General features: G+C 70.9%; 8 protein-coding genes. 2 read left to right on the top strand and 6 right to left on the bottom strand.

Features of this window, described 5'->3' with window-relative positions; all coding sequences use genetic code 11:
* Positions 1 to 23: 23 nt before the first annotated feature.
* From ACGF8B_RS07135 to ACGF8B_RS07115, 5 genes are read right to left on the bottom strand one after another with little or no spacing between them, the layout of a single operon-like run.
* The gene (locus tag ACGF8B_RS07135) at positions 24 to 1,994 is read right to left on the bottom strand and encodes an ATP-dependent DNA helicase (RefSeq protein ID WP_392735548.1); all 1,971 of its coding nucleotides are present in this window, start codon (positions 1,992 to 1,994) and stop codon (positions 24 to 26) included.
* Positions 1,995 to 2,031: 37 nt separating this feature from the next.
* A complete protein-coding gene (locus tag ACGF8B_RS07130; RefSeq protein ID WP_392735547.1) occupies positions 2,032 to 3,921 on the bottom strand; it encodes an IucA/IucC family protein in 1,890 nt (629 codons plus the stop codon).
* A 60-nt stretch (positions 3,922 to 3,981) separates the two neighbouring features.
* Positions 3,982 to 4,797, bottom strand: a complete 816-nt coding sequence (locus ACGF8B_RS07125; protein ID WP_392735545.1) for a GNAT family N-acetyltransferase — start codon at positions 4,795 to 4,797, stop codon at positions 3,982 to 3,984.
* A 44-nt stretch (positions 4,798 to 4,841) separates the two neighbouring features.
* Positions 4,842 to 6,722 carry an IucA/IucC family protein gene (locus tag ACGF8B_RS07120; RefSeq protein ID WP_392735543.1) on the bottom strand — a complete coding sequence of 627 codons (1,881 nt, stop codon included), beginning with the start codon at positions 6,720 to 6,722 and terminating at the stop codon, positions 4,842 to 4,844.
* Between the two features lie 29 nt (positions 6,723 to 6,751).
* Positions 6,752 to 8,131, bottom strand: coding sequence for a diaminobutyrate--2-oxoglutarate transaminase family protein (locus ACGF8B_RS07115; RefSeq protein ID WP_392735542.1), 1,380 nt, complete (start codon positions 8,129 to 8,131; stop codon positions 6,752 to 6,754).
* A 328-nt stretch (positions 8,132 to 8,459) separates the two neighbouring features.
* Here ACGF8B_RS07115 and ACGF8B_RS07110 point away from each other — a divergent pair, with 328 nt between their 5' ends.
* Positions 8,460 to 9,674, top strand: a complete 1,215-nt coding sequence (locus ACGF8B_RS07110) for a trypsin-like serine peptidase (protein ID WP_392735540.1) — start codon at positions 8,460 to 8,462, stop codon at positions 9,672 to 9,674.
* 259 nt (positions 9,675 to 9,933) lie between these two features.
* Positions 9,934 to 11,103, top strand: a complete 1,170-nt coding sequence (locus ACGF8B_RS07105; RefSeq protein ID WP_392735538.1) for a trypsin-like serine peptidase — start codon at positions 9,934 to 9,936, stop codon at positions 11,101 to 11,103.
* Between the two features lie 77 nt (positions 11,104 to 11,180).
* Here ACGF8B_RS07105 and hflX read toward each other — a convergent pair whose 3' ends face one another.
* Entirely contained in the window at positions 11,181 to 12,701 is a 1,521-nt protein-coding gene (hflX, locus tag ACGF8B_RS07100; protein ID WP_392735536.1) for a GTPase HflX, read from the bottom strand.
* Between the last annotated feature and the right edge of the window lie 35 nt (positions 12,702 to 12,736).

Here is a 12,736-nt window from a genome sequence, read left to right as displayed (position 1 = left end):
TGTCACCGAGCACGCGGGGCGGGCTACTTCCCGTCGGCCTTGGCCGCCGCGTCGATCGCCGCGAGTGAGCGGCGTGCCTGATTCCGGTCGGTGGTGTACCAGAAGTCGGGCAGCGAGGCGCGCAGATAGCTGCCGTACCGGGCATTGGCCAGGCGCGGATCGAGTACGGCGACCACGCCCTTGTCACCGGTGGCCCGGACCAGCCGGCCGGCCCCCTGAGCCATCAGCAGCGCGGCATGCGTCGCCGCGACGGCCATGAACCCGTTGCCGCCCGCCTCTTCGACCGCCTTCTGGCGCGCGCTCATCAGCGGATCGTCGGGGCGCGGGAACGGGATCCGGTCCATGACCACCAGCTGGCAGCTGGCCCCGGGCACATCGACGCCCTGCCAGAGCGACAGCGTGCCGAAGAGACAGGTCTCGGGGTCGGCGGCGAAGTTCTTGATCAGCTCGCCGAGCGTCTCCTCGCCCTGGAGCAGGATCGGCTTGTCCAGCCTGCCCCGCAGCTCCTCCGCGGCGGCCTGGGCCGCCCGCATGGAGGAGAACAGCCCGAGGGTGCGCCCGCCCGCCGCCTCCACCAGCTCGGTGAGCTCGTCCAGCATGTCGGTGCGGGAACTCTCCCGCCCCGGCGTGGCCAGATGCCGCGCCACGTACAGGATGCCCTGCTTCGGGTAGTCGAAGGGCGAGCCGACGTCGAGCCCCTTCCACTGCGGAAGGTCGTCGCCCGCGGTGCCCTCGGGGGCCAGGCCGAGCGAGGCCCCCACCCCGTTGAAATCTCCGCCGAGCTTGAGCGTGGCCGAGGTCAGGACGACGGACCGCTCGGTGAAGAGCTTCTCGCGCAGCAGCCCCGAGACGGAGAGCGGCGCGACCCGCAGGGAGGCGCCGAAGCGGTCGTGGCGCTCGTACCAGACGACGTCGTACTCCGAGCCCTGGGTGATGCGCTCGGCGACGCCGTGGATCGTCTCCACCGCCGCCAGGGCCTGCTTGCGCACGGCGTCCTCGTCCTGCACGGACTTGTCGCGCGTGGCGCCGATGGCCGAGATCACGGTGCGCGCTGCGTCGCGCAGCGCCAGCAGTGCGTAGCCGAGGTCCTCGGGGACCTCTTCCAGACGGCCGGGGAGCGCCAGCTCCATGACCCGCTCGAACCCCTCCGACGCGGTCTGCAGCGCGTCGGCGGCCTTCTCGTTCACCAGCTTCGCCGCTCGGCGCACCGCTCGGTTGACCTGGCCGGGGGTGAGCTCGCCGGTGGCCACCCCGGTGACCCTGGAGACCAGCTCATGGGCCTCGTCGACGATCAGCACCTCGTGCTGCGGGAGCACCGGCGCGCCCTCGATGGCGTCGATGGCCAGGAGGGCGTGATTGGTGACGACGACATCGGCGAGCTTGGCCCGCTCCCGGGCGAGCTCGGCGAAGCACTCCGCGCCGTAGGCGCACTTACTGGCGCCCAGACATTCGCGGGAGGAGACGGAGACCTGTGCCCAGGCACGGTCGGAGACTCCGGGGGTGAGGTCGTCGCGATCACCGGACTCGGTGTCGTCCGACCAGTCGCGCAGCCGCAGCAGGTCCTGGCCGAGCTTGCTCGACGGGGCGGCGGCCTCGAACTGGTCGAAGAGCCCCTCCTCCTCGTCCTGCGGCACCCCTTCGTGGAGCCGGTGCAGACAGAGGTAGTTGGACCGCCCCTTGAGCATGGCGAAATCCGGGCGCCTCCGCAGCAGGGGATGCAGTGCGTCGACCGTGCGCGGAAGGTCGCGCTCCACGAGCTGGCGCTGGAGCGCCAGCGTCGCCGTGGCCACCACGACGCGCTCCCCGTGCGCCAGCGCGGGCACCAGATAGCCGAGGGACTTGCCCGTGCCGGTACCGGCCTGGACGAGCAGATGGGAATTGTCGTCGACGGCCTCTGCGACGGCCCCGGCCATGGCGGCCTGACCAGGTCGTTCCGTACCGCCGACGGCGGTCACGGCGGCGTGCAGGAGCTCGGGGAGGGATGGCATCGTCATAGCCCGACCAGCGTACGGGTCGCCACTGACAACAGAGTCACTCCCGGACACCGGTGGCGGGGTGGAGCGGGTTGGGAACGGTCCCGTGGATGGCCGCGTGCGGACGCTGGGGACGGTCCCGGTAGCCGTCGACGTGCAGGCGGTTGCGGTTCAGACAGAGGCGTTCGATGCGGGGTGTCAGCAGGTCGAACATCTCGAACCGCTCCTTGAGCTCGGGGAAGCGGGCGTGGTGGCGCAGGATCTCGGCCCGGACGAGTGACCAGAAATCGGCCTCCGGGACCCCCAGCTGTTCCTCGCAGAGCGGGGAGAGGAAGCGGAACACCCCGACGAAGAGTCCGGAGTGGATGAACTGGATGAGGAAGGAGGGCTCCTCGGTGAGCAGCGTCCGGCGTACGTCCTCGGGCATCGACTCGTGCTCGGGCAGTCGGCGGGCGCTGACGTTCACATCGTCGACGAAGTCCTTGATCGCCAGGCGCACCGGTACGTCGTGCTCGTCGAAGACCACGATGGCGTTCTCGCCGTGCGGGGAGAAGACCGTGCCGTAGCGGTAGAGGAAGTGCAGCAGCGGCGGCAGCAGCGCGGCGAACAGTCGGGTCAGCCAGGCGGTGGGCGTCAGCCCGGAGCGGGCGACGAGCTCGGCCGTGAAGGCGCGGCCGTGCGGGTCGGTGTGCAGCAGCGAGGCGAGTGTCCGGGCCCGTTCGCCGGGTGCGAGCCGGGGCTGGAGGGGTTCGCGCCAGATCGCGCCGAGGATCTCCTTGAACTGGTACGGGGCCTCGGGAAGGTGGTCGTAGAGCGGGTGCTCGACGGTCACCGAGGCCACCTCCCCGAGCAGGATGACCCCGCAGGTGTCGCGCAGGAACGCGTCCTGGTCGCGCAGCCCGTGGACCCAGGCGGTGACGGCGGGGGCCGCGAGGGTGCGCTCGGTCGGCAGTCCGCGCCAGACCAGTGTGTTGAGGATCGACAGCGGCAGCTTGACGGTGTGCCGGTCGGGGCGGGCCACGTTGCTGAAGGTGCGGATGGACTGCTGGGCGAGCCGGAGGTCCGCGTCGGGGTGGAGCGGAACGATGTCGCCGGCGGCGATGGCGGGGGCGAAGACCGGAACGATCCATTCGTCCCACTGCCAGGGATGCACGGGAAGGAAGAGATAGCTGTCGGGATCGAGACCGCGGGCGCGGAGCACGCCGTCGAAGGAGTCGCGGACCGAGGGGTCGAGCTCCTGCGCGTACAGCCGCTCGGGGCCGGCCAGCGTGGCCACTCCGCGGTACGCGGCGATCCTCGTGGAGACCGCGATCCACGGCAGCGTGAGGGGCGTGCGGGCCTCGGGGGTGTGGCGGGCGGCGTCGGAGGCGGAGAAACCGAGGCGGCCCTTGTTGGCGACGAGCCAGGGGTGGCCGGTCTGGTGGCCCTCCAGCTCGGCGTAGTCGAGGTCGGCCAGCCGGGCCGCGGGGAGCGCCGTGTGGTCGAGCCGGGCGTCGGCGGTGAGGGTGGTGGTGATCTCACGGATCAGGTGCCCGAGGGTGGCGCCGTCGATGTCGAGGAGACGACGGGCGCGGACGAGGAACTGGAGCGGATCGCGGAAGGGCACGGTTCCGGCGTCCGGATCGGAGTTCGGGCCCGGATCGCCGTCCGGTGTCCCGGAGTCCTTCCCGGGCATCTCCAGAATCGAGTCGGGGGCGATGTGCCAACTCCCGTACACGCCCCGCCGGGCCCTGAAGGTGAGGGAATTCCCGTCGTCGAGTCCGAGGGTGTAGGCATTGTCCGGACCGGCCTGGGCGACCGGCTCGACGACTTCCTCGTAGGCGAATTGACCGAGCATCTTCGCGAGCAGCCGGGCGGCGGCCCTGTCCCAGACCTGCGGGTTCAGTTCTGGTGTGCTGAGCGGCTCGGCGGACTCCGCTGAATCATGGCTCGCGGGATATTTCGGCACGGGGACTCCTCGGGGTGGAACCGATGGGGTTCGAGCGGGGTGAATTGGGCAGCAGTTCGTTCACAGTTGGGCACGGTGGATTCGGTCGCGGACCATCAGGGCAGCTCGTTTGTCCGGGAGTTCGAGTTCCGCGGAGAAGCGGAATCCGGCACTCAGAAAGGCTGAGACGGACGGGGTATTACGCAGATCGGGCTCCGCGACAACGCGCGCGCACCGGGGGCGGTTGTCGAGCACGAGGTCGGCGACGGCGCGCAGCAGAGTGGTGCCGACGCCTTGTCCGCGGTTGTGCACGCCGCCGATGAGCAGGTGGATCCCGGTGTCCTGCGGGCGGGCCGGGTAGTGACGTGCCAGCGGATCGAGATCCGCGCGGTAGATCTCCCAGTAGCTCATGGGGATGCCCGCCAGCACGCCGAGGCAGGGGACGCTGCGTCCGTCGCCCTCCAGTTGGGGGCGCAGATGGGCGGCCGTGACGGCTTCGGGTCCGGCGAGCTCCCAGAAGGCCGCGACGGCGGGGTCGTTCATCCAGCGGGTCAGTACGGCGAGATCGCGTTCGAGCCGTACGGGGACGAGCTGGAAGACTCCGGCCCCGGTGGTGACCGGTCGCCAGTCGGCCGGGTGGTCCAGCAGGTCTGAGGCGGCCGCCCTGCTCATGACCGGACCGGTGCCCGCCGCCGGGCCCGCGCCGCCCGGAACGGACGACGCGGGTGACACGGGCGCGCCGGGCAGCGGGCGCATCGCCTCGCCGGCCGGGGGGTCGTCCCCGAACAGCGCGAGGATTTCTTCGGAGAGCTCCAGGTCCAGGGTGTCCTCGGCAGCTGTGTCGGCCTGCGGGGCAGGGCCGGTCCCGGCGTCGGTGTGCGCATCGGCGGGAGCCACGGTGTCGCTCTCCTCTCGGCGGTTCAGGCGGTAGTCATGTTCCTTCAGGCACAAAGGGGGTTGGCGATGGTGACATAGACGGACTGGGTGTCGACGGGGCCGACCAGTTCGTCTAGGCCGTGCATCCGGGTCAGCAGATTGGCCTTGCACCGCAGGTGGGTCTTCTCCAGCAGATGCGTGGGGAGCGGCGAGCCCGGCGCGGCGGCCGATCCCAGGAATCGGCGGAAGGCCGCGATGAGCACGCGCTCGTCGGCGAGGTGCTGGGCGCCGAACGCCCCGATCAGACCGAACACATTGTTGATGCCCAGGTAGTAGGCGAAGCGTTCGTCGGTGACCTCGTCGGAGACGAAGGTGTCGCTGACCGATCCGATGCCGGCGAGCCGCTGTTCCAGCGCCGCGCGGTGGGACTCACGGAAGTAGTAGCCCTGGTTGTCGCGGTACCGGCCGCCGACGGGCCAGCCGTCGGGGCCGAGCATCACCAGGGTGTTCTGCTGGTGCGCTTCGAGGGCCACGCCCGCGTGGGCGTCGAGCCAGAGCACGGGGCCCACGACGCGGTCCAGGTAGCGCAGGAACCACTCGGCGGCAACGGCACCCACGGTCCGCCCGGTGGCGGCGGCCAGCGAGAGCACGATCTCGGCGAGGCGTGAGTGCATGCCCGCCCGGCCCGGCCAGGGGCGGGGGGCGGTCAGCGCCGCGATGCAGACCGCGTCGTCGTGCGGCCCGAACGGATTGTGCCGGAGCATCACATCGAGACCCTGGACGGGGCGGCCGTCCGGGCCGTCGACGGCCAGCCAGGCGGGGTCGCGGACGATGTCGAAGCCGGGACGGGCGGCGTGCCACTGGGTGGCGAGCCCGCTGCGGAGCAGCCGGTGGACCTCCACTCCGCGGTGGAGTTCCTTGCGGAGGTTCTCGCGGCGGGAGTTGGTGATGCGAACGCCGAGGGAGAGCTTGAGCATGACCTCGGCACCGGGCCGGTGCACGGTGCGAACGGATGAGGTGGGGTGCCAGCGTTCGCCGTGCGGTCCCAGGTCGTGGAGGAGTCCGGCGTCGAGCAGCGCGGCGACTTCGGGACGGTGTACGAGTTCGCGGGCCTGCCAGGGGTGGAGCGGAATCGGTGCGGTGTTGTCGGGGAGACGCAGGCCCGGGGCGTGCGCGGCGACCAGCTCCGTGGCCGGCACCGGACGGCCTCCGTCGGTCCAGGCGGAGTCGGTGGCCAGCACGGACCGGTCGACGGCCATCCAGTGCAGTGCGAAGGAGCCGTGCGACTCGGGCGAGTAGAGGCGCGACTCGGCGTCGGAGAGCCCCTCGCGGCTCTTGGGGGTGGGGTGTTGCGGATGACCGAGCAGCAGCGACTGCTCCGCGGTGAGGAAGAGGTCCGCTCCGGCCGGGGCGTGGGGGGCGCGGCGCCGCTCGGCGATGAATCCGGCGGTACGGCGTACCGAGTCGGCCACCCGGGCCACCATGTCGGCCCCCTCGTCCCGGCCGGCCTCGCGGCCCAGCAGGGCGGCGATGGTGACGGCGTCGGCGGGCGGTGCTCCCTCGGGCGCTCCCTCCAGGGCCGCCGGGCCGAAGCGGTGCCAGCCCGTGGCCGACCAGTAGAGGACGGGGACGAGCAGGGCCGTGCCGCTGGCGGGGAGGGGGATGCGGAGTGTGGGACCGTCCGGCCCGGCCAGGGCGGTCTCCCGGACCCAGCAGCGCAGCAGGTTCTCCGCGCCCGCCGTGTCGGCGGCCCGCAGCGGGTCCGGATGGTCGAGCGGGTCGTCCGGTGCCCCGCCGGTGGCCGTGTACTTCGTGATGCGGCACTCGTCGTGGGGTGCCTTCATCTGGCGCGGCACGGTGGACTGCTCCAGGACTAGCGGGCCGGCGAGCTGCTGAGTGGGGGACGAGCCGTCAGCCTGGGGCGTGGGGGTGGGGGTGGGGTTCACGGCGGTCTTTCTTGTGAAGGTGTCCGGGGTCAGCGGATCGACCCGGTCGTGGTGCGGTGGTGCGGCAGGCGCTCGGCGGCTGCCAGGGCGTCGGCGAGGCGGTCGACGACCGCTGTCGCCTGTTCGTCGGTGAGCGTGAGGGGAGGGAGCAGGCGGACGACGGTGGAGTGGCGTCCGCCGAGTTCGACGATGAGCCCGCGGCGCAGGCACTCCTGCTGGACGGCGAGGGCCAGGGCGGGGGCGGGCGGCGGCTCGGGGCCGTCGCCGGACGCGGCGGCCTCCGGGTCGACCAGCTCGACCCCGATCATCAGGCCGCGTCCGCGTACGTCACCGATGGTGGGGTGGTCGGTGGCGAGCGCCTGGAGGCGGGCGAGCATGCGGGCGCCGAGGGCCGCGGCGCGCTCGGCGAGGCGGTTCTGCCGTACGAAGGCGAGGGTGGCCGTGCCCGCCGCCATCGCGAGCTGGTTGCCCCGGAAGGTGCCTGCGTGGGCCCCCGGCTGCCAGGTGTCGAGTTCGGAGCGGTAGACGATCACGGCGAGCGGGAGGGAACCGCCGATGGCCTTGGAGAGCACCATCACGTCGGGCACGATCCCGCTGTGCTCGACCGCCCAGAAGGCGCCGGTGCGGCCGACGCCCGTCTGGACCTCGTCGGCGATCAGGGGGATGTTCCGGGCCTCGGAGATCTCGCGCATCCGGCACATCCAGCCGTCGGGGGCGGGGTTCACTCCGCCTTCCCCCTGCACCGGTTCGAGGATCATCCCGGCCGGTGCCGGGGTGCCGCCCTTGGGGTCGTCCAGGAGGTTCTCGGTCCACCGGGCGGCGATCTCCGCACCGCGCTCGCCGCCGATGCCGAAGGGGCAGCGGTAGTCGCGCGGGAAGGGCAGCCTGGTCACCCGTACGTCCTCGGCGCCGCCCGAAGCGGCGAGAGCCCCCTCCGTCATCCCGTGGTAGGCGCCGGTGAAGGCGAGGAGACCACTGCGGCCGGTCGCGCCGCGGACCAGCTTGAACGCCGCCTCGACCGCGTCCGTGCCCGCCGGACCGCAGAACTGGATCCGGGCATCGTCGGCGAACTGCCGCGGCAGCGTGGCGAACAGCTCCGTGGTGAAGGCGTCCTTGACCGGGGTGGCGAGGTCGAGCACATGCAGCGGCGCACCCGAGTCGATGACCTTCTTGATGGCCTCCAGGACGACCGGATGGTTGTGTCCGAGCGCCAGGGTGCCGGCTCCGGAGAGACAGTCGAGGTAACGGCGCCCGTCGGCACCCTCGATGGTCAGCCCACGGGCCCGCACCGGCACGATCGGAAGTGAGCGCGCATAGGTACGGGCGGCGGATTCGCGCAGCGACTGGCGACGCAGGATCCCCTCGTGCACCGCCGGTACTGGCACCGGGGCTGGTTCGGTCACGGCCACGGCTGTCGGTCCTCCTGCTGTAACGGTTGCGTTGCACATCGGTACGCCGGCGCACGGGCGGACTGCGGGGATGAACGCTCTTCCCGAGCCCTTTGCACGTACCAACGACGCCGGGCACGGCGGATCACGGGTAAATCGGAAGATCCTTGCGGAGGCGGAACCGCGGCCCTGCCGCTCGCCGTCCCCATCGGCACCGGCATAGTGGGGGCCGCACAGGACCTCGGGAAGTCGTCCGGAAGTCCGAAGGATGTTCGGAGCAGGTGGCTCGGAGCAGTACCGCAGTGCAGTACAGAAGTGTTGAGTTACGAAGTCCCAGGGGGATCACCACATGCGACTCATTCGACCGGCTCTCGCCGCACGTCAGGGGAGGCGCCGGCCCTCGTCGGTCCTCGCCGTGGCCGCGGCCACCGCGGTTCTCGCGCTGACCGCCACCGCCTGCGGTCCCGAAGAGGACAACGCGAGTGACAAGCCGAGCGTTCCCGCCGGTCAGTCCTCGGACGGAAAGATCACCATCCCGGACGACCTGAAGGACCGGCTCAAGGAACACGGGATCGATCTCGACCAGTGGAAGAACGGCGAGTGGAAGAACTGGGACAAGGACAAGTGGCTGCGGGAGGCCAAGGACTTCGTCAATCCGATCATCGAGGACCTGTGGGACCCGGACCGGATGCGGGACGCGGACAAGGCGCCGGAGAAGCCGGTCGACAACGACATCTCGGGTGATGTCGGCGTGACGGACCCGACGCCCGTGCCGGTCCGGGCCACAGGCGTCAGGACGCCGTACCACGCCAACGCAGCCGAGTCCGGGAAGCTGCTCTTCGACGGCCCCGAGGGCTCCATGGTCTGTTCCGCGACCGTGGTGAAGGACCCGGCACACCCCGGGAAGTCCAACCTGGTGTGGACCGCCGGGCACTGTGTGCACGCCGGCAAGAAGGGCGGCTGGTACCGCAACATCGCCTTCGTGCCGTCGTACAACAACCAGGGCCTGTCGCTCGCTCAGCTGAAGAAGGCGACCAAGCAGGAGATCGCCCCCTACGGCGTGTGGTGGGGCACTTGGGCGCAGACGTCGGACCAGTGGATCTCGCAGGGTTCCTCGATGGGCGGGCTGGGCGCGCCGTACGACTTCGCGGTGCTGCACGTCACGCCGGAGAAGGGTTCGACGGGCAAGTCCCTGGAGGAGACGGTCGGTTCCGCGCTGCCCGTCGAGTTCAACGCCCCGGCCGTGCCGAAGATCGCGGGCATGACGGCGACCGGCTTCCCGGCCGCTCCGCCGTACGACGGCCAGAAGGCGTTCCAGTGCGCGGACAAGCCGGGCCGGCTCTCGCTGACCGCGCAGGACCCGACGATGTACCGCATCGGCTGCTCCATGACCGGCGGGTCGTCCGGCGGCGGCTGGGTCGCGGACGGGCAGGACGGCAAGCCCGCGCTGGTCTCGAACACCTCCATCGGGCCGGTGACCGCCGGCTGGCTGGCCGGGCCGCGGTTCGGCAAGGAGGCCAAGGGCGTCTACGAGTCGGTCAGCAAGAAGTACGCGGGACAGTGATGACGGACCGTCGCCCGACCCGGCTCCGGGAACGGTGACGGCTCATCAGGGGCCCCCGGCGCGGCAGTTGCGCGCCGGGGGCCCCTGTCCGTCCTGCGGCGCCGCAGGACGGCCGCACTCCCCGCGGGCCGTGTCGCCGTGGCAGGGACATGCTCCGGACCGTCATAGGGTGGGCCCCTGCGTCTTCGGTGGCCGCTGGCCCGGCCAGCTGTATGACACGTTCATGGCAATTTCGGAAATATCAGGGGGAACTCTCTCCATGCGATCCATACGTCCGCTGCTCGCCGCGGCCGGTCTCGTCGCCTCGCTCGCGTTGACGGCCACGGCCTGTGGCCCGAGCGAGGACAACGCGACCGGCAAGCCCGCCGCCGACTCCGCGGGTGGCCAGGACGCCGGCGGCTCCCTGCCCGACGGTCTGGCCGAGACGCTGAAGAAGCACGGCGTCGACCCGGAGAAGTGGAAGAACGGCGAGTGGAAGAACTGGAACAAGGACAAGTGGCTGCGGGAGGCCAAGGACTTCGTCAACCCGGTCATCGACGGGCTGTGGAAGCCCGACCGGATGAAGTCGGCCAAGGACCCGGCCAAGACCATGGCGGCCGGTGACGTCACCGGCGGTCAGGGCGTCAGCGACCCGGAGCCCGCCCCGGTGCGGGCCGAGCGCGAGAAGACGCCGTACCACAACTACGCGGCCCCGGTCGGCAAGGTGTTCTTCGACTCCCCCGAGGGCTCGATGGTCTGCTCGGGCACGGTCGTCAAGGACCCGAAGAATCCCGGCAGGTCCAACCTGGTGTGGACCGCCGGACACTGTGTGCACGCCGGTTCGAAGGGCGGCTGGTACCGCAACATCGTCTTCGTGCCCGCGTACAACGACCAGGGCAAGTCCGCCGCCGCGCTGGAGAGCGCTCAGCCCCAGGAGATCGCCCCGTACGGCGCGTACTGGGCGGACTGGGCGACGACCTCGGGTGAATGGCTCGCCGACGGCGGCCCCACCGGGGGCGAGGGTGCCCCCTACGACTACGCGGTACTGCACGTGAAGCCGGAGAAGGGCACCAAGTCCCTGGAGGAGACCGTGGGCAACGCCCTGGCGATCGACTTCGACGCTCCCGAGATCTCGCGGATCGACGCCTTGGGCGCCTGGGGATACCCCGCCGCTCCCCCGTACGACGGCCTGATCATGCACAAGTGCGTCGACCGCCCCGGGCGGCTCTCCATCAGCCCGAGCACTCCGGCGATGTACCGCATCGGCTGCAGCATGACCGGTGGGTCGTCCGGCGGCGGCTGGTTCCGCAAGGGCGATGACGGAAAGTCGGTGCTGGTGTCCAACACGTCCATCGGACCGGTGACTTCGGGCTGGCTGGCCGGCCCCCACCTGGGTCCGGGCGCCAAGGACGTCTTCACCACGACGAGCGAGAAGTTCGCCGGCCGCTGACGGCACTTCATGACGGCCGAAGGCCCGCCCCCTGCCGGGGCGGGCCTTCGGGTGTTACGAACCTTGTCGCGCCGCGGTCAGTGCGCCACGGGGACGAACGAGGAGAGCTCGGCCGCCAGCTCCTCGTGCACCCGCGCCTTGAGCAGGGTGCCCTCCGACGTGTGTTCCTCGGAGATCACCTCGCCCTCGGCGTGCACCCGGGAGACGACTCCGCCCTGGATGTACGGGACGAGCGCCTCGATCTCGACCGACGGCCTCGGCAGTTCGGTGTCGATGAGTGCGAGCAGCTCCTCGATACCGGCTCCGGTGCGCGCCGAGACGGCGATCGCGTGCTTCTCGATGCGCAGCAGTCGCTGGAGCACCAGCGGATCGGCCGCATCCGCCTTGTTGACCACCACGATCTCGGGCACGTTCACCGCGCCGACCTCGCGGATCACCTCGCGCACCGCGGCGAGCTGCTCCTCCGGCGCCGGATGGGATCCGTCCACCACGTGCAGGATCAGGTCGGACTCGCCGACCTCCTCCATCGTGGAGCGGAACGCCTCGACGAGGTGGTGCGGCAGATGCCGTACGAACCCGACGGTGTCGGCCAGGGTGTAGAGCCGGCCGCTCGGCGTCTCGGCCCGGCGCACGGTCGGGTCCAGGGTGGCGAACAGCGCGTTCTCCACCAGGACGCCCGCACCGGTCAGCCGGTTGAGCAGTGAGGACTTGCCCGCGTTGGTGTAGCCGGCGATGGCGACCGACGGCACCTTGTTGCGCTTGCGTTCCTGGCGCTTGATCTCGCGGCCCGTCTTCATCTCCGCGATCTCCCGGCGCATCTTCGCCATCTTCTCGCGGATCCGGCGCCGGTCCGTCTCGATCTTGGTCTCACCGGGGCCACGGGTGGCCATGCCGCCACCGCCGCTGGAACCGCCGCCACCCATCTGACGGGAGAGCGACTGACCCCAGCCGCGCAGCCGCGGCAGCATGTACTGCATCTGTGCCAGCGAGACCTGCGCCTTGCCCTCTCGGGACTTGGCGTGCTGGGCGAAGATGTCGAGGATCAGGGCGGTCCGGTCGACCACCTTGACCTTGACGACGTCTTCCAGGTGAATCAGCTGACCGGGGCTGAGCTCACCGTCGCAGACGACGGTGTCGGCCCCCGATTCGAGGACGATGTCGCGCAGCTCCAGCGCCTTGCCCGAACCGATGTAGGTGGCCGGGTCCGGCTTGTCGCGGCGCTGGAAGACCGCGTGGAGCACCTGGGCGCCCGCCGTCTCCGCCAGTGCGGCCAGCTCCGCGAGGGAGTTCTCCGCGTCACGCACGGTCCCCGAGGTCCACACACCGACCAGCACCACACGCTCCAGGCGCAGCTGCCGGTACTCGACCTCGGTGACATCTTCGAGCTCGGTGGAGAGCCCGGCCACACGCCGCAGCGCGGCGCGCTCGGAGCGGTCGAACTGCTCGCCGTCCCGCTCTCCGTCGATCTCGTGGCTCCAGGCGACGTCCTCTTCCATCAGGGCGTCGGCCCGAAGGCTCTCGGTGAGGCTTTCGGTGACATTCTCCGTAGCGCTCTGCGCATCCTGCGCGTCCTGGGGAAGGGAAGAAGAGGAGGTCATTGGATCCTTACGTCGTTGGAAGTCCGTTACATCAG

The sequence above is a fragment of the Streptomyces sp. NPDC047917 genome, from assembly GCF_043204345.1.
In the GTDB taxonomy this organism is placed as follows: domain Bacteria; phylum Actinomycetota; class Actinomycetes; order Streptomycetales; family Streptomycetaceae; genus Streptomyces; species Streptomyces sanglieri.
Note: the sequence above shows the minus strand (reverse complement) of the source record. Positions and strands in the feature narration are given on the sequence as shown.

Coding starts and splice junctions, on each gene's coding strand:
- ACGF8B_RS07135 (WP_392735548.1), bottom strand. CDS start 1,994: ATGACGATGCCATCCCTCCCCGAGCTCCTGCACGCCGCCGTGACCGCC.
- ACGF8B_RS07110 (WP_392735540.1), top strand. CDS start 8,460: ATGCGACTCATTCGACCGGCTCTCGCCGCACGTCAGGGGAGGCGCCGG.
- ACGF8B_RS07105 (WP_392735538.1), top strand. CDS start 9,934: ATGCGATCCATACGTCCGCTGCTCGCCGCGGCCGGTCTCGTCGCCTCG.
- hflX (WP_392735536.1), bottom strand. CDS start 12,701: ATGACCTCCTCTTCTTCCCTTCCCCAGGACGCGCAGGATGCGCAGAGC.